The 20,934-nt window shown below is 71.3% G+C and carries 16 protein-coding genes; 11 read left to right on the plus strand and 5 right to left on the minus strand.

The window, feature by feature from the left end; all coding sequences use genetic code 11:
- Window positions 1–36: 36 nt before the first annotated feature.
- Window positions 37–1,512, minus strand: coding sequence for a C40 family peptidase (locus BS83_RS37770; RefSeq protein ID WP_084714740.1), 1,476 nt, complete (start codon window positions 1,510–1,512; stop codon window positions 37–39).
- A 417-nt stretch (window positions 1,513–1,929) separates the two neighbouring features.
- Between BS83_RS37770 and BS83_RS37775 the strand changes: the two genes are divergently transcribed.
- Both BS83_RS37775 and BS83_RS37780 read left to right on the plus strand, forming a co-directional pair.
- Window positions 1,930–3,093 carry an inorganic phosphate transporter gene (locus tag BS83_RS37775; RefSeq protein WP_051944875.1) on the plus strand — a complete coding sequence of 388 codons (1,164 nt, stop codon included), beginning with the start codon at window positions 1,930–1,932 and terminating at the stop codon, window positions 3,091–3,093.
- Between the two features lie 14 nt (window positions 3,094–3,107).
- Window positions 3,108–3,326 (plus strand): hypothetical protein, encoded by a 219-nt coding sequence (locus tag BS83_RS37780; protein ID WP_037607790.1) that lies wholly within the window; start codon window positions 3,108–3,110, stop codon window positions 3,324–3,326.
- A 119-nt stretch (window positions 3,327–3,445) separates the two neighbouring features.
- On the opposite strand, the gene BS83_RS37785 is transcribed toward BS83_RS37780, so the two are convergent.
- The gene (locus BS83_RS37785; protein WP_051944877.1) at window positions 3,446–4,561 is read right to left on the minus strand and encodes an ABC-2 transporter permease; all 1,116 of its coding nucleotides are present in this window, start codon (window positions 4,559–4,561) and stop codon (window positions 3,446–3,448) included.
- A 193-nt stretch (window positions 4,562–4,754) separates the two neighbouring features.
- Between BS83_RS37785 and BS83_RS37790 the strand changes: the two genes are divergently transcribed.
- Complete coding sequence (locus tag BS83_RS37790) at window positions 4,755–5,390, plus strand: hypothetical protein (RefSeq protein WP_051944880.1); 636 nt, start codon at window positions 4,755–4,757, stop codon at window positions 5,388–5,390.
- 98 nt (window positions 5,391–5,488) lie between these two features.
- Here the strand turns inward: BS83_RS37790 and BS83_RS37795 are convergent, their stop codons facing one another.
- Window positions 5,489–6,295, minus strand: a complete 807-nt coding sequence (locus BS83_RS37795; RefSeq protein ID WP_232248624.1) for an enoyl-CoA hydratase/isomerase family protein — start codon at window positions 6,293–6,295, stop codon at window positions 5,489–5,491.
- A 92-nt stretch (window positions 6,296–6,387) separates the two neighbouring features.
- Between BS83_RS37795 and BS83_RS37800 the strand changes: the two genes are divergently transcribed.
- On the plus strand, window positions 6,388–7,182 hold the full coding sequence (locus tag BS83_RS37800) for a polysaccharide deacetylase family protein (RefSeq protein WP_037607793.1): 795 nt from the start codon (window positions 6,388–6,390) through the stop codon (window positions 7,180–7,182).
- Window positions 7,182–8,387 (plus strand): YVTN family beta-propeller repeat protein, encoded by a 1,206-nt coding sequence (locus BS83_RS37805; RefSeq protein WP_051944883.1) that lies wholly within the window; start codon window positions 7,182–7,184, stop codon window positions 8,385–8,387. The genes BS83_RS37800 and BS83_RS37805 overlap by 1 nt, the downstream gene beginning before the upstream one ends.
- 21 nt (window positions 8,388–8,408) lie before the next feature.
- On the opposite strand, the gene BS83_RS37810 is transcribed toward BS83_RS37805, so the two are convergent.
- The gene (locus BS83_RS37810; RefSeq protein ID WP_037607794.1) at window positions 8,409–9,839 is read right to left on the minus strand and encodes an FtsW/RodA/SpoVE family cell cycle protein; all 1,431 of its coding nucleotides are present in this window, start codon (window positions 9,837–9,839) and stop codon (window positions 8,409–8,411) included.
- Between the two features lie 193 nt (window positions 9,840–10,032).
- On the opposite strand from BS83_RS37810, the gene BS83_RS37815 reads away from it, so the two are divergent.
- Window positions 10,033–10,755 carry a VOC family protein gene (locus tag BS83_RS37815; RefSeq protein WP_037607795.1) on the plus strand — a complete coding sequence of 241 codons (723 nt, stop codon included), beginning with the start codon at window positions 10,033–10,035 and terminating at the stop codon, window positions 10,753–10,755.
- 199 nt (window positions 10,756–10,954) lie between these two features.
- Here the strand turns inward: BS83_RS37815 and lon are convergent, their stop codons facing one another.
- Window positions 10,955–13,405 (minus strand): endopeptidase La, encoded by a 2,451-nt coding sequence (gene lon / locus BS83_RS37820; protein ID WP_037607796.1) that lies wholly within the window; start codon window positions 13,403–13,405, stop codon window positions 10,955–10,957.
- Between the two features lie 116 nt (window positions 13,406–13,521).
- Between lon and BS83_RS37825 the strand changes: the two genes are divergently transcribed.
- The 5 genes from BS83_RS37825 to BS83_RS37845 all read left to right on the plus strand — a co-directional run bounded on the left by BS83_RS37825 (window position 13,522) and on the right by BS83_RS37845 (window position 20,774).
- Window positions 13,522–14,232 (plus strand): spermidine synthase family protein, encoded by a 711-nt coding sequence (locus tag BS83_RS37825; RefSeq protein ID WP_051944886.1) that lies wholly within the window; start codon window positions 13,522–13,524, stop codon window positions 14,230–14,232.
- A gap of 210 nt (window positions 14,233–14,442) precedes the next feature.
- Entirely contained in the window at window positions 14,443–15,171 is a 729-nt protein-coding gene (locus tag BS83_RS37830; protein WP_051945796.1) for a response regulator transcription factor, read from the plus strand.
- Window positions 15,172–15,252: 81 nt separating this feature from the next.
- Window positions 15,253–16,419, plus strand: a complete 1,167-nt coding sequence (locus BS83_RS37835; protein ID WP_051944889.1) for a sensor histidine kinase — start codon at window positions 15,253–15,255, stop codon at window positions 16,417–16,419.
- A gap of 223 nt (window positions 16,420–16,642) precedes the next feature.
- Window positions 16,643–20,491: a multifunctional oxoglutarate decarboxylase/oxoglutarate dehydrogenase thiamine pyrophosphate-binding subunit/dihydrolipoyllysine-residue succinyltransferase subunit gene (locus tag BS83_RS37840; protein WP_037607798.1), complete on the plus strand. Its 3,849-nt coding sequence runs from the start codon at window positions 16,643–16,645 to the stop codon at window positions 20,489–20,491.
- Between the two features lie 103 nt (window positions 20,492–20,594).
- Complete coding sequence (locus BS83_RS37845; RefSeq protein ID WP_037607800.1) at window positions 20,595–20,774, plus strand: DUF6104 family protein; 180 nt, start codon at window positions 20,595–20,597, stop codon at window positions 20,772–20,774.
- The last annotated feature ends 160 nt before the right edge of the window (window positions 20,775–20,934 follow it).

Genomic DNA, 20,934 nt, shown 5'->3' on the forward strand with positions numbered 1-20,934 from the left:
CTGGGTGCCGCCCGCCGTTTCTGTCGTCGTGGGCCGCTACCGCCCCGCGGCGGCCGAACCGGAGGCCGAGGCCGCAGGCGTTCCCGACGGCTCCCCCTTGGCCGACGGGGAGGCGGCGGCCGAGGAGCGGGAGGAGGCGGAGACGCTCGCCGAGGGCGAGGCGGAGACCGAGGTGGAGTCGCTGGGGCTGGGCGAGGGCGTCCCGCTGGGGCTGCCGCTCGGCGCGCCGGTGGGCGTCCCGGTCGGGGTCGGCGTGGGCTTCGGGGTCGGCGACCCGGTCGGCGCTCCCGTCGGCTTCGGGGTCGGCGTCGGGACCGGCTTGGGAGTCGGGGCCGGCGGGGCGACGGGGCCGATCGGCTGCGGGTTGGACGCGCCCGCGGGCGCGGTCGGCGGCGTGTAGCTGCCGAGCGAGGGATTCTGCGGGTCCGGGCGGACCGCGCCGAGGATCGGGTTCTGGGCGATCGGCGCGATGTCCACGAAGGCGCCGGGGTGCGGGGACTGGATCACCAGGCCGCCGCCGATGTAGATCGCGACGTGGCTGGCGCCGGTGAAGTAGAGGATCAGGTCGCCGGGACGCAGCTGGTTCAGCGGGACGTGGGTCAGCTGGGCCCACTGCTCCTCGCTGGTGCGCGGGATCGGCACCCCGGCGTGCAGCCAGGCCTGGGAGGTCAGCCCGGAGCAGTCGAAGACCGTCGGCCCCGAGCCGCCCCACACGTAGGGCTTGCCGAGCTGGGCGAAGGCGTAGGCGACCGCCGCCGCGCCCGCCGCGGAGGGCTTCGCGCCGTCCTTGCCCAGCACGCCCGAGGCCAGCAGCGCGAGCTGGGCCGCGCTCGCCTGCTGCTGCTCCAGCTGCGACAGCTCCGAGCGCTGTGCGCCGGTCAGGTTGGAGACCAGCTGCTCGACCCCGGTGAGCTCCTTGTTGATGCCGTCCTTGACCTTGCCCTGGGCCGTGACCAGTTGCGCGACGCGCTGCTGTGCGTCGACGGCCGCGCTCTGCGCGCCGACCAGGGCGGCCCGGTCGTCGGCGAGCTGGGTGATCAGCTGAGCCTGTGAGTGGGCGGCGGCGTCGAGCAGTTCCTTGTTGCTCATCAGGGCCTGCGGGTTGTCCGCGAAGAGCAGCCGGGTGAGGTCGGAGATGTCGCCGTCCCGGTACTGCTGCGAGGCGAGCGCGCCGGCCAGCTCGGTCCCGGCGTCGAGCTGCGTCTGCGCGTTCTGGACCTGGACCTGGAGCTCCAGCACGTCGGTCTGCGCCTGGGTCAGCTGCTCGGACATGGCGTCGTACTTCTGGGTCGCCGTCTCCATCTGCTGGTACAGGGAGTGCAGGCGGTTCAGGATCGGCAGCAGGGTCTGCTCGGCCTGGGTCAGAGCGGCCGTGCCGCCCGTCGCCGTCGTCCCGCCGCTGCCGCCCGTGGGGGCCGCGGTCGCCGTACCCGCCGGCAGCACCGCCAGCGACACCGCCGCGAGCAGCAGGCCGCAGCGCAGCACACCCCGCAGCCATGGACGTCGGCCCATACCCCCGCTGCCCAGCACTCCGCCCCGCCCTTCGTCTCGCTTCGCCAGGTCGGCCCCTCCCCGGGAGCCCGCTCGTGATGAGCGACCCGGGCGATCCTCCCATGTCGGCATCGCCATGGGCAGTGCACGTCCTGGATTCTGAGAGCTCTCACACCTGGACCGTTGCCTGCCAGCGGACCATCGACCCGTGAATGTGATGCACGACTCACCTTCCCGCGCGCCCAACGGGAGTTGAACGCTGGATCCCAGGCGCCGGACGGGTGCCGCATGCCACGGAAGATCAACCTATGCCCTGTTTGTCATGTTTCCGCAGCTGCATCAACCTCGAATAGTGCGTCAGTTAACCTTCCGTTCACCGAAGGTCCCTACGGTCACGCTCGCGGCGACCGCCGTATCCGCTGAGACGATTGTTTGGGCATGGAACACATCTCGTTCCTGGTGACCGCCGTAGTGATCACGGCTCTCGCCTTCGACTTCACCAACGGCTTCCACGACACGGCCAACTCGATGGCCACCTCGATCGCCACTGGAGCTCTGCGGCCCAAGGTCGCCGTCGCGATCTCCGCGGCGCTGAACCTCGGCGGAGCGTTCCTCTCCGTCGCCGTCGCCAAGACCATCTCCGGCGGAATCCTCGACGAGAAGGCGGGCCTCAAGCCGCAGATCGTCTTCGCCGCCCTGATCGGCGCCATCGTCTGGAACCTCGTCACCTGGCTGCGCGGCATCCCGTCCAGCTCGTCCCACGCGCTGTACGGCGGCCTGCTCGGCGCGACGCTCGCGGCGGTCGGCACCAAGGGCGTCCACTTCGACGTCGTCGCCACCAAGATCCTGATCCCGGCGATCGCGTCGCCCGTCGTCGCGGGCATCGCCGCCTGGGGCGCGACCAAGCTGGCCTACCGGGCGACCCGCAGGAGCGACGGCGCGACCAGCGCCAAGGGCTTCAAGGCGGGCCAGATCGCCTCGTCCATGCTGGTCTCCGTCGCGCACGGCACCAACGACGCGCAGAAGACCATGGGCGTCATCACGCTGACCCTGATCACCGCCGGTTCCCTGGCCCCGCACTCCAGCCCGCCGCTCTGGGTCATCCTGGCCTCCGGCGTGGCGATCGCGGCCGGCACCTACATCGGCGGCTGGCGCATCATCCGCACCATGGGCAAGGGCATCACCGAGATCGAGCCCGCCCAGGGCTTCACCGCGCAGACCGCGGCCGCGACGGTCATCCTGACCTCCTCGCACATGGGCTTCGGCCTGTCCACCACGCACGTCTGCTCCGGCGGCATCATGGGCGCCGGCAAGGGCCGCGCCGACGGCGTCGTGCACTGGTCGACCGCGCGCCGGATGGCCTACGCCTGGGGCCTGACCCTGCCCGCCGCGGGCGCCGTCGGCGCGCTCGGCGTGCTGCTGGCCGACCAGGGCGCCTGGGGCGAGATCGCGCTGGCCGTGCTCGGCGCGGGCTTCTCCGCCTGGATCTACCTGGTCTCGCGCCGGCAGAAGGTCGACGCCGGCAACGTCGTCGCCGAGGAGATCACGGTCGCGGCCGAGCTCCAGCCGACCACCCCCACCACCGCCCCCGTCGCGGCCTGAGGAGGACACCCGAGATGAAGATCGACTGGGCTGCCCTGGGCAACACCTTCGGCGTGAGTCTGCTGATCACGCTGGCCGTGGTCGGCGCGTTCTGCGCCGGCATCATGGCGCTGAGCCGCAAGGAGCGCGTCTCCGGCGGCGCGGCGACCGCCTCGCTGGGCGCGGCCGTGATCTGCTTCGCCGCCTGCGCGGCGGCGGTCGGCTACGGCTTCTACATGATCGCGCAGAAGTGACGGCCTGATCGCTCGTACGCACGGGGCCCGCGGGCCCGTCGCTCCACCCGGTGGTGGAACGGCGGAGCCGCGGGCCCCGTCGCGTCTCCCGGCCGGTACCGGAAGAACGTGCGCCGGGCTCAGAAGGAGGTGGCTCCGGTCGACTGCTGCGCTCCGGAGGCGGCGGCAGGCGGATCGGCCCGGTCGAGGTCCGGACGGCCGCCGCGCGGCTTCATCGCGGTCGCGACCAGCGTCGCGGCGACGCCGACGACGACCCAGGCGATCAGCACCAGCAGCGGCTTGGTGATCGCGGTCCCCTCGAAGTAGGCGATCGAGCGGTTCAGGCTGGTGCCCGCGCCGTTCGGCAGCCACGGGCCGATGGCGCGCCAGAAGGGCGGCATCAGCGGCGGCGGGAAGACCCCGCCCGAGCTCGGGTTCCCGAGGATCACGAAGAGCAGCACCGCGATGCCGATGCCGACGACGTCGAAGAAGCACTCCAGCGCCATCGTGACCGCGCCGACGCCGAAGACCACCAGCGTGCCGACGCCCCACAGGGCCATCAGGCTGCCCGGCAGCGCGTGCAGGATCGGTCCGGCGACGAGCGCGCCGCCGATGCCGGCCGCGATCGAGTAGAGCAGGAGCGTGCCGAGCCGGATGACGGCCCGCTTCAGGTTGGCCGGCCGGGTGCCCGCGCTGATGCCGAGCAGCGAGGCGACCAGGTAGCCGCCGACGCACCAGCCGATCGCCAGGTAGAAGCCGGACAGGCCCTCCGCGTCCCCGGCCGCGAGCGGCACCACGTCGGTGACGGCGAGGGTGCGGTGCTGCTGCTGCTCGACGCCGGTGACGATCCGGATGATCGCGGTGGCCAGCGCGGGGCCCGAGGCGTTGGCGACGAGCAGCCTGTCCTGGGTTCCGGCCGGGTTGACGACCAGCGCGGAGTAGAGCTTCTGGTCCTTGATCTGCCCGATCGCGGTGGCCTCGTCCGGGAGCGGCCTGGCGTCGAGCACCTGGTCGGGCAGCGCGTTCAGGCCCGCCACCGTCTGCGCGGCGACCTGCGGCGGGGCGACGACGCCGATGGACGCGCGGTCGGGGTAGGGGCGGTGCAGCGCGCCGATGTAGGACACGATGAAGCCGAGTTGGAGCAGGAGCACCGCCACGACCAGCAGGGCCGTCCGACCGTTGACGGCGTCCTTCAGTTCGGCGCCGAAGCCGCGCCTCCCGCCCGGCTCCCTGTTTCCGCTCAGTCCACTGGCCATCGGGTCGTCCGTTCGTCCTTGAGGCATGAAACGGACAGAACATTACATTTCGGAACATCGTCACAGGCGGAGGCGCGCCGATCGTTTGCAGACGCCCCTTGTGCGGCGGGAGGTCCGTGCGAAATGATCCGTCCCGGTCAAAAGCGAACTGAAACAGCGTCAACTTGCGCTAATTCCGGAAAGGTTGTGCAGAGTGACCGAGACGCCCCTCTGGCTCCAGGGCCGCGAGGCAGTCATCGCCGCCGCCTCCCCCGAGGTGTGGCGCGCGGAAGCGCCGGACTACCACTTCTCGCACGAGGTCATGCCCGCACAGCGCACGACCAGTTTCGACGCCGGTTCGCTGGAGTCGGTCGTGGAGAGCCTCGTGCAGGTCTTCGAGATGGAGGTCTCGCACAAGAAGGACCCGGCCACCTGGCTCTCGATGGTCACCGAGAAGTTCCGCACCCGCGTGAACGGCGGCGCGTGGGCGTCCGCGCAGGACATCGCGGACACCGGCAGCTACAACATCCTGGTCGGCGACAGCGCGTTCTATCCCCGGCTGGACTTCGACGGCTCGCACGAGATCTTCCACAGCGCGTTCCCGAAGGGCTTCTTCTGGGAGGTGCTGGAGGTCCTCACCCCGCCGCCGGTGGTGACCTTCAAGTGGCGCCACTGGGGCACGTTCGAGGGCGAGTACGCGGGGCACAAGCCGGACGGCAGCGTGATCGAGATGTTCGGCGTCAGCATCGCCAAGGTGAGCGAGGACGTGAAGCTGCTGGAGGTCGAGCACTTCTACGACCCCAACGCCTTCCTGTCCAAGCTCACCGCCGGCTGCCCGATCGCCCACTGACGCGCCCAAGGGGCGCGAGGCTCTGCTTGATCAACTGCGTGCGCGAGCAGAGCCTCGCGCCCCTGAGGTGCAACCACATGTCCGAGCGCCGGTGGCTCTCAGAAGCGGGGAGCGCGGCCTTCCAGGAAGGCGGCGAGGCCCTCGCGGACGTCGGGGGTGACGCGGGAGGCGCGTTCCCAGGGGGCAACCGCCGCCTGGGGGTCCGCGTCGGTGACCGTCGCGTCGACGACGGCCTTGGCCGCGCCCTGGGTCTGGGCGGAGCGGGCGGCGAGTGTCCGGGCGAAGGTCAGCGCGCGGGCGTGCAGCGTGGGCGCGTCCGCCGTCACCTCGTCGACCAGGCCGAAGGTCAGCGCCTGCTCCGCCGTCACCAGTTCGGCCGAATACAGCAGGTACTTCGCCCGCGCCGGACCCAGCAGGCGGGCCAGCCGCGCCGTGGGGACCGCCGGGTAGACGATGCCCAGCCGGGCCGGGGTGATCCCGAACCTCGCGCCCCGCGCGGCGAAGCGCAGGTCGCAGGCCACCGCCAGCTGGCAGCCGCCGCCCACGCAGGGACCGTCCACGACCGCCAGGGTCGGATGCGGGAAGTCCGCGAGCGCGGTCTCCGCCGCGACGTTGGTCGCGTGGTACTCGTCGGCCGCCTCCGGGCTCGCGTAGACGTCGGCCAGCTCAGCGATGTCCGCTCCGGCGCTGAACGCCCCGCCGGAGCCCGTCAGCAGCAGGACCCGGACACCGGGCTCCTCGGCCAGCCGGGTCAGCAGCGGCGGCAGCGCGGCCCACTGCGCCCGGGTCAGCGCGTTGCGCTTCTCGGGCCGGTCGAGGGTGAGCACCGCGACACCGTCCTCGCCCAGGCCGAGCCGGAGGCCGGGAACGCCGTAGTCGAGCTCCTTGCGGTCGCTTGTGAGCACCTGTTCTCCTCGATCGGTCGGACTGCCGCACTCCGATCGTCCGTCAGATGCTCGGCGCGCGGATATGTGACGTTCTGCATATCGTCGGGACAGTGAGCTCCCTGGACCGACGAACCGTGCTGCGCGGCGCCACCCTCGGCGCCGCCGCCTCGCTGCTCGGCGCCTGCGCGAGCGGCGCGACGCCGCACGCGAACCCCGGCCCGAGCCGCAGCGCCGGTGCGGCGACCACCGCCGGTGGGAGCCCGGCCGCCGGCTCCCCGTCAGCCGCTCCGGCGCTCTCCGCCGGGCTCCCCTTCGAGATCCGCAGTGGGCCGACCACCACGCAGCGGCTCGCGCTCACCTTCCACGGCCAGGGCGACCCCGCCGTCGCCCGCAGCCTGCTGGCCGAGGCCGAGCGGGCCGACGCCAGGGTCACCGTGATGGCCGTGGGCAGCTGGCTGGACGCCTACCCCGAGCTGGCGAAGCGCGTCCTCGACGGCGGACACGAGCTCGGCAACCACACGCAGAACCACCGCGCCATCTCCGACCTGCCAGCCGACCAGGCGTACGCCGAGATCGCCCGGTGCGCGCAGCGGCTGCGCGAGCTGACCGGCAGCATCGGCACCTGGTTCCGGCCCTCCCAGGCGCAGGACTGCACCCCCGCCGTCGCCGCCCAGGCGCGCCGCGCCGGGTACGCGCACTGTCTCTCCTACGACGTGGACTCGCTCGACTACCAGGACCCCGGCGCCGCCGCCGTCACCCGGACGGTGCTCGACCAGGCCCGGGCCGGGTCCGTGGTCTCCCTGCACTTCGGGCACGCCGGCACCGTGGCGGCACTGCCCGGAATCCTTGACGGCCTGCACCGGCGCGGACTCCGCGCTGTCACGACCTCGGAGCTGCTGAGCTGATGCGCACTCACCGCCTTGCCACCGCCGCTGCCCTGAGCGCCACCGCGCTGCTGGTCAGCACCGCCTGCTCCACCGGCGGGGCGTCGACCGGGAACGCCGTGGGAAAGCCCGCCGCAAAACCGGCCGCGGGCTCGGCGGCGGCGGGCGCCGCCGAGCAGGCCAAGAGCGGGGACGCGTATCTGCCGGGTATGCCGCCGCCGCTCTCCCCCACCGACGTCTACGCCGCCGACCGGCCGAACGAGCTGTCGCCGGTGGTGAAGAGCTTCCCCTCCCGGGTCTACGTGCCGAACACGCTCAGCAACACGGTCACCGTCATCGACCCCGCCACCTACAAGGTGATCGACACCATTCCGGTCGGCGACCAGCCGCAGCACGTGGTGCCCTCCTGGGACCTGAAGACGCTCTGGGTCAACAACGACCTCGGCAACACCCTCACCCCGATCGACCCGGCCACCGGCAAGGCGGGCGCGACGGTCGACGTGCACGACCCGTACAACCTCTACTTCACGCCGGACGGCAAGTACGCCGTGGTGATGGCCTCCGCCGACCACCAGCTGGTCTTCCGCGACGCGCACACCATGAAGGTCGTGAAGGCGATCCCGTCCCAGTGCGCCGGCGTCAACCACGCGGACTTCTCGCCCGACGGCAAGTACTTCATCGTCTCCTGCGAGTTCTCCGGCGACCTGCTCAAGGTCGACACCGCGAAGATGGAGATCGTCGCGAAGCAGAAGATCCCGATGAACGGCTCGATGCCGCAGGACGTCAAGATCTCCCCGAACGGCAAGGTCTGGTACGTCGCCGACATGGTGGCCAACGGCGTCTGGGAACTGAACGGCGACACCTTCTCGAAGCCGCAGCTGCTGCCGACCGGCGCCGGCGCGCACGGCCTCTACGTCAGCCGTGACTCGAAGGACCTGTACATCTCCAACCGCGGCGAGGGCTCCGTCTCGGTCCTGGACTTCGCGACCGGGCAGCTCGTCCACAAGTGGTGGATCCCCGGCGGCGGCAGCCCGGACATGGGCGGCGTCTCCGCGGACGGCAAGGTGCTCTGGCTCACCGGCCGCTACAACAGCGTCGTCTACGCGATGTCGACGGCCGACGGCAAGCTGCTCGCCAAGATCCCGGTCGGCGACGGCCCGCACGGTCTCTGCGTCTACCCGCAGCCCGGCCGCTACTCGCTCGGGCACACCGGCGTCTTCCGCTGAGGCACAGAGCCGGTCAGCAGGTCAGCCGGACTGCTCCAGCTCGGCGCGGGCGCGGGCGATCTCCTCGGCGGAAATGGTCAGGGTCTCGGCCGGGTCGGGCTTGGGTTCGAGCTCGGCGCGGCCCGAGGCGTCACTGAGCTTGATCAGCAGCGCGACCATCACCCAGTTCGCGACGGTGGAGGAACCACCCTGGGCGAGGAACGGCAGCGCCTTTCCGGTCTGCGGGATCAGTCCGATGACGCCGCCGGTGACGACGAAGACCTGCAGCACGAGCGCGGCCGCGAGGCCCGCCGCCAGCAGCTTGCCGAAGGGGTCGGTGAGCCGGACGGCGGTGCGCAGTCCACGCTGGGCCATGACCAGGTAGAGCACCAGCACGACCATGATCCCTGCGGTGCCGAGCTCCTCGCCGACGGTGGCGAGGATCCAGTCGCTGCGCCCGGCGAAGCCGATCAGCCAGGAGTCGCCACGGCCGAGGCCGGTCCCGAGAAGACCGCCGTGCGCCAGGCTGAACAGCGACTCGGCGAGCTGCGGGGAGGAGCCGAGCGGCGGCTTGCCGGTGACCGGATTGGTCGTGTACGCGGCCATCGGGTCGAGCCAGTTGTTCACGCGGTAGGTGACGTGCGTGACCAGCGTGCCGGCCGCCACCGCGCCGCCGACGGCCATGACCGCACCGAGGACGACCCATCCGGTGCGCTCGGTGGCGACGTACAGCATGATGATGAACGCGCCGAAGAAGATCAGCGAGGTGCCCAGGTCGGACTCGAAGACGAGGACGACGAGGCTGACGGCCCAGACCACGAGGATCGGGCCCATGTTGCGGCCGCGCGGCAGCGCGATGCCCATGAACTTGCGGCCGACCAGTGCGAGCGCGTCGCGGTTGGCCATCAGGTAGCTGGCGAAGAAGACGATGATCGCGAGCTTGGTGAACTCACCCGGCTGGAACGAGAGCGGGCCGAGCCTGATCCAGCGGCGCGCGCCGTAGACGTCGCCGCCGAAGAAGGCCGGGGCGACCAGCGCGATCAGCGAGACGGCCATCAGCAGGTAGGTGTACCGGGACAGCTGCCGGTGGTGCTTGATGAGGACGATCATCCCACCGAAGATCACGATGGCTATGCCGGTCCACATCACCTGGTTCGGAACCGCCGGGGTCGAGTTGTAGACCTTGGCGTAGGAGATGTCGAGCCGGTGGATCATCACCAGGCCGAGACCGGTCAGGACCACCGCGAGCGGCAGGATCAGCGGATCCGCGTACGGCGCCCAGCGCCGCACGATCAGGTGCGAGACCACGGCCATCAGCGAGAGCCCGACCACCTGCAGGACGAAACCGCTGGGGAGCTTGCCGTTCAGGCCCAGCTCCGCGTTCACGTCCGCGAACACGCACACGATGATCGCGAACAGCAGCAGGAACAGCTCCAGGTTCCGCTTCCGCTTCGCCCCCGGTGCCACGTCCACGGCTGCACTCCGCGAGCCACGTGCGCCCATCTTCTGCACCCACCCAACACTTCGCCGACGCTCTGAGAACCGTCGCATTCTCGCAGGTCCCCTGTCCCCCTGGGGAACGCACCTGCGAGCGCTCCGGTTCTGGCCGTTGCCGCTCTGTGACGCAAGCTACGCTCGGGGCCCTGGGCATGGGGAGGGAGCTGGGATGATCCGCTGGGTGTACGCCTTCGTCGACCGGCCGCGGGAGAGCTTCGAGCGGGCCGCGGAGTTCTGGACCGCCGTCACGGACACCGCGCTGAGTCCGCGCCGCGGGGAGGACGGCGAGTTCGCGACGCTGCTGCCCGGCGGGGGCGCGGACGCGTGCGTGAAGCTGCAGGGCGGTGGCGGCCACGGCGCGCACCTCGACTTCCACGTCGACGACGTCCGGGCCTGGGTCGACCACGCGGAGGCGGCGGGCGCGCGGGTGGTCGCGGACCACGGTCGCTGGGCGGTGCTGGCCTCACCGTCGGGCCAGCAGTTCTGCGTGGGGGCGTGGGCGGGCGAGAAGGTCAGGCCGGAGGTGTTCGACGGCACCCGCCTGGACCAGGTCTGCGTCGACATCGCACCGGAGGCGTTCGAGGAGGAGTCGACCTTCTGGGGCACGCTGACCGGCTGGCCGGTGCTGACCGGCTCCCGCTCGGAGTTCCGGGTGGTCAAGCCGCCGGCGGACCTGCCGGTCCGGATCCTGCTGCAGCGCCTGGACGCGCCGCGGGCCACCGGCGCCCACCTGGACTTCGCCTGCGAGGATCGCGAGGCCGCCCGCGCGGCCCACGAGAAGCGGGGAGCGACGTTCGTCGCCGCGTTCTCCCACTGGACCGTGATGCGCGACCCCTCCGGCGGCGTCTACTGCCTCACCGCCCGCGACCCGCACACGGGCGCCCTGAAGTAGTTGCACCTTCAGGGGCGCGAGGAACTGCGCGAGAAACCACCCGAGGCGGATGGCCCTGCCCGTTGAGGACCATCCGCATGCCGGTGGCTTGTCGCGCAGTTCCTCGCGCCCCTGGGAAGTGCAGCTGCCTGTTCACCGTGAGGCGACCCGGCCGCGCGCCAGGGGCGCGCAGTTCCTCGCGCCCCTGGGGTGGTGCACGCTACGCGGCGATCGTCTCCTTACGGAGCTGGACCGCCGGCTCCAGGGCCAGGTCGAGGACCTGGCGGACGTCGGAGACCGCGTGGACGGTGAGGCGGGAGAGGACCTCGGCCGGGACGTCGTCCAGGTCGGCCTCGTTGCGGGAGGGGATCAGGACGGTGGTGATCCCGGCCCGGTCCGCCGCCAGCAGCTTCTGCTTGACGCCGCCGATCGGCAGCACCCTGCCGGTCAGCGAGACCTCGCCCGTCATCGCGACATCCGGCCGCACCTTCCGGCCGGACAGCAGGGAGGCCAGGGCCGTCGTCATCGTGACGCCCGCGCTCGGGCCGTCCTTCGGGACCGCGCCCGCCGGGACGTGGAGGTGGACGCCGCGCTCGCGCAGCGAGGTCACCGGCAGTTCGAGCTCCGCCCCGTGCGACCGCAGGAAGCTGAGCGCGATCTGCGCCGACTCCTTCATGACCTCACCCAGCTGACCGGTCAACTGCAGGCCGCTGCCGCCCGTCTCCGGGTCGTTCAGCGAGGCCTCGACGAAGAGGACGTCGCCGCCCGCGCCGGTGACCGCCAGGCCCGTCGCGACGCCCGGCACCGCGGTCCGCCGCTCCTCCGGCTCCTGCGCGTGCTCCGGGGTGAACCGGGGCCGGCCGATCAGGCCGCGCAGGTCGGACTCGGCGACGGTGCGCGGCAGCTCCGCGCCCTCCTCGCCGAGCTCCTGCTGGGCCGCGACCTTGCGCAGGATCCGCGCGACCGCGCGCTCCAGCGTGCGGACGCCCGCCTCGCGGGTGTACTCGGCCGCGAGCTTGCGCAGTGCGTCCTCCTCGACCACGACCTCGTCGCTGCCCAGGCCGGCCCGCTCCAGCTGGCGCGGGAGCAGGTGGTCGCGGGCGATGACGACCTTCTCGTCCTCGGTGTAGCCGTCCAGGCGCACCAGCTCCATCCGGTCGAGCAGCGGCTCGGGGATGGCCTCCAGCACGTTGGCCGTGGCGAGGAAGACCACGTCGGAGAGGTCGAGCTCGACCTCCAGGTAGTGGTCGCGGAAGGTGTGGTTCTGGGCCGGGTCCAGGACCTCCAGCAGCGCCGCCGCCGGGTCGCCGCGGTAGTCGGAGCCGACCTTGTCGATCTCGTCGAGCAGCACGACCGGGTTCATCGAACCGGCCTCCTTGATCGCCCGCACGATGCGGCCGGGCAGCGCGCCGACGTAGGTGCGCCGGTGGCCCCGGATCTCCGCCTCGTCGCGGACGCCGCCGAGGGCGACGCGGACGAACTCACGTCCCATGGCCCGCGCGACACTCTCGCCCAAGCTGGTCTTTCCGACCCCGGGCGGACCGACCAGGGCGAGCACCGCACCGCCGCGGCGGCCGCCGACCAGGCCGAGACCGCGGTCGGCCCGGCGCTTCCTGACCGCGAGGTACTCGACGATCCGCTCCTTGACGTCGTCCAGACCGAAGTGGTCCGCGTCCAGCACGGCCCGCGCGCCGGCGATGTCGTAGGCGTCCTCGGTCCGCGTGTTCCAGGGGAGCTCCAGGACCGTGTCCAGCCAGGTGCGGATCCAGCTGCCCTCGGGGGACGCGTCCGAGGAGCGCTCCAGCTTGTCGACCTCCTTGAGGGCGGCCTCCTTGACCTTCTCGGGCAGGTCGGCGGCCTCGACGCGGGCGCGGTAGTCCTCCTCCTCGGAGTCCGGCTCGCCGTTGAGGTCGGCCAGCTCCTTCTTCACCGCGTCGAGCTGGCGGCGGAGCAGGAACTCCTTCTGCTGCTTCTCCATGCCCTCCTGGACGTCCTTGCGGATGGTCTCCTGGACCTCCGCCTCGGCCAGGTGGTCCTTCAGCAGCTGCAGCGAGACCTTGAGCCGGGTGATCGGGTCGAGCTCCTCCAGCACCTGGACCTTCTGGGCCACGGTCAGGAAGGGGGCGTACCCGATGTTGTCGGCGAGCTCGGAGACGCCCTCCATCTGGGCGACCCGGTCGACGACCTGCCACGCGCCGCGCTTCTGCAGCCAGGTGGTGGTCAGCGCCTTGTACTCGCGGACGGTCTCGGCGACGGAGCCGGGCAGCGGCGAGGGGACCGGGGTCTCCTCGACCGCGACGGCCTCGACCCAGAGGGCCGCGCCGGGGCCCGTCGTGCCCGCCCCGATCCTGACCCGGCGCACGCCGCGCACCAGCGCGGCAGGGTCGCCGTCGGCGAGACGGCCGACCTGCTCGATCGTGGCCAGCGTGCCGATCGCGCCGTAGGCGCCGTCGACCCGCGGGACGAGCAGCACGCGCGCCTTGCGGGCGTTGGCCACCGTCCTGATGCCGGGGGCGTGCGCCCCCGTCTCCCGGACCGCCGCCTGCGCGGCCTCCACAGCGGCACGGACGTCCTGGTCGGAAAGGTCGAGCGGAACGACCATGCCGGGGAGTACCGCGTCGTCGTCGAGCGGCAGCACCGGCAGGGTGAGCGTTGCGGAAGTCGAAGCCATGATCTCTCCCCTGGCATGCAAGTTGAGTTACCTGCACTAAAGGTTCATGACCCTCGCATTGTTCCCCGGGGGCTGTTCGCTCTGAGCGATCAGCGGCGTCGGGCACGATAGTGCCCATGTCCACCCACCACGAGGGCGCTCGCGACACCGACGCCGACGCCACCCCCGAACTGCTCGACCGGCGCGAAGGCCCCTTCGGCGAGGTCGCGCTGCGGCGCCGCGGCGCGCACTTCGAGATCATCGCCAACGGGACCTTCCTGATGGACACCTCCGACGGCCGGTCGGAGCGCATGCTCATCAGCGCCGCGCTGGACGCGCTGGATTCCCCGCGCGGGGCGCACCTGCTGATCGGGGGGCTCGGCGTGGGCTTCTCGCTCGCCGAGGCCTCGCAGGACCGGCGCCCCGGACGGATCACCGTCGTCGAGCGGGAGGCCGCGATCATCGAATGGCATACGGAGGGTGACGCCCCGTTGGCCCCGTTCGCCGGTACCGGGCACGCGGACCCGCGCACCGAGATCGTCCACGCGGACCTGCTGGAGCACCTGCGCACCACCGAGGTCCGCTACGACGCGCTCTGCCTCGACATCGACAACGGCCCCGACTGGACCGTGACCGAGTCCAACGACTCCCTGTACAGCGAGGCAGGCCTGGACCTGCTCGACCGGACGCTCTCCGACGAGGGGGTGCTGGCGGTGTGGAGCGCGGCGCACTCGAGGGAGTTCGAGTCACGGCTGCGCGCCCGTTTCGCCCGGATCGAAGTGATCGAGGTGCCGGTCCATGTGGAGCGCGGCGCTCCCGATGTCGTGTACCTGTCCTCGCGCGTCTAGGTGACGCACGGTATGGTCTCGGACCGTGCCCACCCCCCGAAGGGTCGGTTTATCCCACGACGGCCTGCCACAGCGGGCCTCCGGTCCGTACGCTGCGATTGCGAGTGAATGGCAGCGGCTCGGTGGGGGCACCGTACGAACCGTACGAACCGGAGGGTCCGATTCAGCCCGGACCCGAGAACGCGAGGCCCTGGGGGCGGTGGCGTGACCGTGACGGATGTACAGCAGCAGACGAACAATGGCCTGGGCAACCAGCGCAGAGTGCTGGTGGTCGAGGACGAACCGACGATCGCCGAGTCGATCGCCGCCCGGCTGGGCGCAGAGGGCTTCCGCGTCGCCGTCTCCCACGACGGCCCGACGGCCGTGGACTGCTTCCAGACCTGGCAGCCCGATCTGGTCGTGCTCGACGTGATGCTGCCCGGCTTCGACGGCCTGGAGGTATGCCGCAGGATCCAGGCACAGCGCCCCGTGCCGGTGCTGATGCTCACCGCGCGTGACGACGAGACGGACCTGCTGGTCGGCCTCGGCGTCGGTGCGGACGACTACATGACCAAGCCCTTCTCGATGCGAGAGCTGGCCGCACGGGTCAACGTGCTGCTCCGCCGGATCGAGCGGGCCCAGCTGGCCGCACGCACCCCGATGGGCGGCACGCTGCGCCTGGGCGATCTTGAGATCGACCACATCCAGCGCCGGGTCAGGGTCTCCGGTGACGACGTCCACCTGACCCCCACCGAGTTCGACCTGCTGGCCTGCCTGGCGCAGCAGCCGCGCGCGGTGCTGACCAGGGAGCAACTGCTCGCCGAGGTCTGGGACTGGACCGACGCCTCGGGCACCCGCACCGTGGACAGCCACGTGAAGGCACTGCGCCGGAAGATCGGCGCGAACTGGATCCGGACCGTCCACGGCGTCGGCTACGCGCTGGAGTCGCCGAACCCGTGAGCCTCCCCGGCCCGTCGGCCCCCGACCGGAGGCCCCGAGCCGGGAGGCTCGACCCGAAAGCCCCCGACCTGTGAGGACCTGGTGAGCAGGAAGGCCCCACACCCACGCACCACCGCGACGCCGCCCCGGGCGTCGCGCTCCGAGCCGCGCCCGGGCCGGGCCGAGCGGTTCTGGGCCGGGATGCGCCCCCTGGACCCGCTGCGCTCGGTCAAGGCCAGGCTGAACGTGCTCGTGCTGACCTCGGTCTGCATCTCCACGCTGATGGTCGTCCTGGCGCTGAACTCCTCCACCCAGATCCGGGTGGTCATGGTCTTCTCGGTGATCGCCTCGCTGCTGATCACCCAGCTGCTGGCGCACGGCATGACCGCGGGGCTGCGCGAGATGACCGCCGCCGCGCGCGCCATGGCCGCCGGCGACTACACCCGCCGCGTGCACACCCGCTCGCTCGACGAGGTCGGCGAGCTGGCCGTGGCCTTCAACACCATGGCCGACGACCTCGCCGCCGCGGACCAGCAGCGGCGCGAGCTGATCGCCAACGTCTCGCACGAGCTGCGCACCCCCATAGCCGCGCTGCGCGCCGTGCTGGAGAACGTCGTGGACGGCGTGGTGGAGCCGAAGCCGGCCACCATGGCCGCCGCCCTGGAGCAGACCGAGCGGCTCGGCCGCCTGGTCGCCCACCTGCTGGACCTCTCCAAGCTGGCGGACGGGGTCGCCTCGCTGGAGCTGCGCGACTTCGAGGTGGAGCCCTTCCTCGCGGGCGTCGTGCGCGGGCTCACCGTGGACGGCTCGGTCTCCGGCGGGGCCAGCAGGAGACGCACGGACGTCTCGCTGCGCCTGGACGTCTCCGCCAGGCTCACCGCCACCGCCGACCCGGAGCGGCTGCACCAGGTCGTCGCCAACCTGGTCGACAACGCCTGCCGGCACAGCCCCAAGGACGGCACCGTCACGGTCCGCGCCCGGCGCGCCGAGGACGGCGGCCTCCAGGTGGACGTCGCGGACGAGGGCCCCGGCATCTCCCCCGAGGACCGGGCCCGGGTGTTCGAACGCTTCGGGCGCGGCAGCGTGGCCACGGCCCAGGGTCCGGGGGCCGACGGCGGCACCGGCCTCGGTCTGGCGATCGCCCGCTGGGCGGTCGAGCTGCACGAGGGCACCATCGCGGTGGCCGACGCCCCCGCGGGCTGTCTGATCCGGGTCAGCCTGCCGGGACCCCGCCGCCCGCAGACGATCCTGCCGCACGGGCAGTCCTGAACCGCAAGAACGCCCGAATCAGGCTCCCCCCACCGCACGAACAGCCACTCGTTCTCCCCCATCACGTCCAAGATCTAACCTTGTTTTTCGGCCAATGTTTGCGGCCGGACTGTGATCTGGGCGACGCTTGCTCTGCGGGACCTGCGCGGACGTGCGGCGGAGGCGTAGCCTTACTACCCGCTGTCCACCATCCACACGGAAGCGGAAGAGGGCGGTTGCCGCCGTGTCGTCACAGTCCCCCCATAACTCGAACAGCTCACCTGCCACAACGGTCGAGGCCGGCCCCGGTGCCGCCTTCGGACCGAACGAGTGGCTCGTGGACGAGATCTACCAGCAGTACCTCCAGGACCCGAACTCGGTCGACCGGGCCTGGTGGGATTTCTTCGCCGACTACAAGGCGAGCGCTGCGAAGGCAGGCTCCGCCACCGCCGGCACGGCCCAGAACGCGGGTGCCACCGCCGTCGTCGTGACCGGGGCGTCCGCAGCGCCGACGGCCCCGGCAGCGGCAGCCGTCCCCGCACCGGCTGCCCCTCCGGCCGCCGTCCCCGCACCGTCCCCCGCAGCCGCTCCGGCTGCCGCGGCCGCGCCTCTCACCCAGAAGCCGGCTGCGCCCTCCGCGCCGACCCAGCGCGTTCCGGCCACTCCGGCCCAACCTGCCGACACCGTGAAGGACAGCACCAACGTGACCGCCGCCGCCGAGGCACCGTCAGGCCCTGAGCTCGTCGCACTGAAGGGCCCCGCGGCCCGCATCGTGACGAACATGGACGCCTCGCTCTCGATGCCCACCGCGACCAGCGTGCGCGCCATCCCGGCGAAGCTGCTGATCGACAACCGCATCGTGATCAACAACCACCTCAAGCGCGCCCGCGGCGGCAAGGTGTCCTTCACGCACATCATCGGCTACGCCATGGTCCAGGCGATCAAGTCGATGCCGGCGATGAACCACGGCTTCACGGAGAAGGACGGCAAGCCCTTCCTGGTCAAGCCGGACCACATCAACCTCGGCCTGGCGATCGACCTGACCAAGCCGAACGGCGACCGGCAGCTGGTCGTGGCCGCGATCAAGAAGGCCGAGACGCTCGACTTCTTCGGCTTCTGGCAGGCCTACGAGGACATCGTCCGCCGCGCCCGGCAGAACAAGCTCACCGTCGACGACTTCTCCGGCGTGACCTGCTCGCTGACCAACCCCGGCGGCATCGGCACCGTCCACTCCGTGCCGCGCCTGATGCCCGGCCAGGGCACCATCCTCGGCGTCGGCTCGATGGAGTACCCGGCCGAGTTCCAGGGCTCCGCCGAGGAGACGCTGGCGCGGATGGGCGTCTCCAAGGTGATGACGCTGACGTCCACCTACGACCACCGGGTCATCCAGGGCGCGCAGTCCGGCGAGTTCCTGCGCACCATGCACCAGCTGCTGCTGGGCCAGGGCGAGTTCTACGACAAGATCTTCGAGTCGCTGCGCATCCCGTACGAGCCGGTCCGCTGGGCCACCGACGTGGCCCGCGGCCACGACAACGAGGTCAACAAGACCGCCCGCGTGATGGAGCTGATCCACTCCTTCCGCGTGCGCGGCCACCTCATGGCCGACACCGACCCGCTGGAGTACAAGCAGCGCAAGCACCCGGACCTCGATGTCCAGGCGCACGAGCTCACCCTGTGGGACCTGGAGCGCGAGTTCGCCGTCGGCGGCTTCGCCGGCCACACGATGATGAAGCTCCGCGACATCCTCGGCGTGCTGCGCGACTCGTACTGCCGCACCGTCGGCATCGAGTACATGCACATCCAGGACCCGAAGCAGCGCCGCTGGATCCAGGCCCGCGTCGAGCGCGGCCACGACCGCCCGGAGCGCGAGGAGCAGCTGCGCATCCTGCGCCGCCTGAACGCGGCGGAGGCCTTCGAGACCTTCCTGCAGACCAAGTACGTCGGCCAGAAGCGCTTCTCGCTGGAGGGCGGCGAGTCCGTCATCCCGCTGCTGGACGCGGTGCTCGACTCGGCCGCCGAGGCCCGCCTGGACGAGTCCGTCATCGGCATGGCCCACCGCGGCCGCCTGAACGTGCTGGCCAACATCGTCGGCAAGTCCTACGCGCAGATCTTCCGCGAGTTCGAGGGCAACCTCGACCCGAAGTCGATGCACGGCTCCGGCGACGTGAAGTACCACCTGGGCTCCCAGGGCACCTTCACCGGCCTGGACGGCGAGACGATCAAGGTCTCGCTCGCCGCCAACCCGTCCCACCTGGAGGCGGTCGACCCGATCGTCGAGGGCATCGCCCGCGCCAAGCAGGACATCCTGGACAAGGCCGGCGACTCCTTCGACGTGCTGCCGATCCAGATCCACGGCGACGCGGCCTTCGCGGGCCAGGGCGTGGTGGCCGAGACGCTGAACATGTCGCAGCTGCGCGGCTACCGCACCGGCGGCACCGTGCACGTGGTGATCAACAACCAGGTCGGCTTCACCGCCGCCCCGGCCGCCTCGCGCTCCTCGATGTACTGCACCGACGTGGCGCGCATGATCGAGGCCCCGATCTTCCACGTGAACGGCGACGACCCCGAGGCCGTGGTCCGCGTCGCGCGGCTGGCCTTCGAGTTCCGCCAGGCGTTCCACAAGGACGTCGTCATCGACCTCATCTGCTACCGCCGCCGCGGTCACAACGAGGCCGACAACCCGAGCTTCACCCAGCCGCTGATGTACGACCTGATCGACAAGAAGCGCTCGGTGCGCAAGCTCTACACCGAGGGCCTGATCGGTCGCGGCGACATCACCCTGGAAGAGGCCGAGCAGGCGCTCAAGGACTACCAGGACCAGCTGGAGAAGGTCTTCGCGGAGGTCCGCGAGGCCAACGTGACGCCGGTCCCCGCCGTGTCCGAGCGTCCGCAGGCGACCTTCCCGGTCGCGGTGGGCACCGGCATCTCCCAGGAGATGGTCAAGCGCATCGCCGAGTCCCAGGTCGCGCTGCCCGACTGGCTGACGGTGCACCCGCGTCTGCTGCCGCAGCTGCAGCGCCGCGCCGCCATGATCGAGGACGGCACCATCGACTGGGCCATGGGCGAGACCCTCGCCATCGGCTCGCTGCTGATGGAGGGCCACCCGGTCCGTCTGGCCGGCCAGGACAGCCGCCGCGGCACCTTCGGCCAGCGGCACGCGGTGCTGGTCGACAACAAGACCGGCGAGGACTACACCCCGCTCCTCTACCTGACGGAGGACCAGGCCCGCTACACCGTCTACGACTCGCTGCTCTCCGAGTACGCGGCGATGGGCTTCGAGTACGGCTACTCGCTGGCCCGTCCGGACGCGCTGGTGATGTGGGAGGCGCAGTTCGGCGACTTCGTGAACGGCGCCTCGACGGTGGTGGACGAGTTCATCACCTCCGCCGAGACCAAGTGGGGCCAGAACTCGGGCGTCACGCTGCTGCTCCCGCACGGCTACGAGGGCCAGGGGCCGGACCACTCGTCCGCGCGTCCCGAGCGCTTCCTGCAGATGTGCGCGGAGAACAACATGACGGTCGCGATGCCGACGCTCCCGTCGAACTACTTCCACCTGCTGCGCTGGCAGGTCCACAACCCGCACCACAAGCCGCTGATCGTCTTCACCCCGAAGTCGATGCTGCGTCTGAAGGCGGCGGCGTCGAAGGCGGACGAGTTCACCTCGGGCGGCTTCCGCCCGGTCATCGGCGACTCCACGGTCGACCCGGCGAACGTGCGCAAGGTCGTGATCACGGCCGGCAAGTTCTACTACGACCTGGAGGCCGCCCGCACCGAGCGCGGCATCACCGACACGGCGATCGTCCGCGTCGAGCGGCTGTACCCGCTGCCGGTGGCGGAGCTCCAGGAGGAGCTCAAGCGCTACGGCGCCGACGTGCAGTACGTGTGGGCGCAGGAGGAGCCTTCGAACCAGGGCGCGTGGCCGTTCATCGCGCTCAACCTGGTGGACCACATCGACGTCGTGGTCGGCCCCTCCGCCAACCGCGGCCGGCTGCGCCGGGTCGCGCGCCAGGCCTCGTCCGCCCCGGCGGTCGGCTCGGCGAAGCGGCACGCGCAGGAGCAGCAGGGCCTGGTCGACGAGGTGTTCTCGCTCTGACTCGCCGGTCCTGACCGGCGGCCCTGACGTAGTGTGAGGGCAGTACCGACGGGCCCGGTCCCGCGTTCGCGCGGGACCGGGCCCTTCTGCTTGGGAGACATGGATGTACTTCACCGACCGTGGCATCGAGGAACTGCAGAGCCGCCGTGGCGAGGAGGAGGTCGGCTTCGACTGGCTGGCCGACCGGCTGCAGGAGTTCGTCGACCTGAACCCCGAGTTCGAGGTGCCCATCGAGCGTCTCGCCACCTGGCTGGCGCGGCTCGACGACGAGGACGAGGAGTAGCGGCGGCCGGCGGCGGTTGGTACCGGAGGGCGAGGCGACCCTGACGCGTCCCTGAGGCGGACCCTGACTTTCGCGATATAGCTTGACTCTCGTCCGGCGCGATATATCGTGAATACCAGAGGGCGCGCCTCAGGTGGCGCGGCCAGACCCATCGGGGAGT

The organism is Streptacidiphilus rugosus AM-16, from assembly GCF_000744655.1.
In the GTDB taxonomy this organism is placed as follows: Bacteria; Actinomycetota; Actinomycetes; order Streptomycetales; family Streptomycetaceae; genus Streptacidiphilus; species Streptacidiphilus rugosus.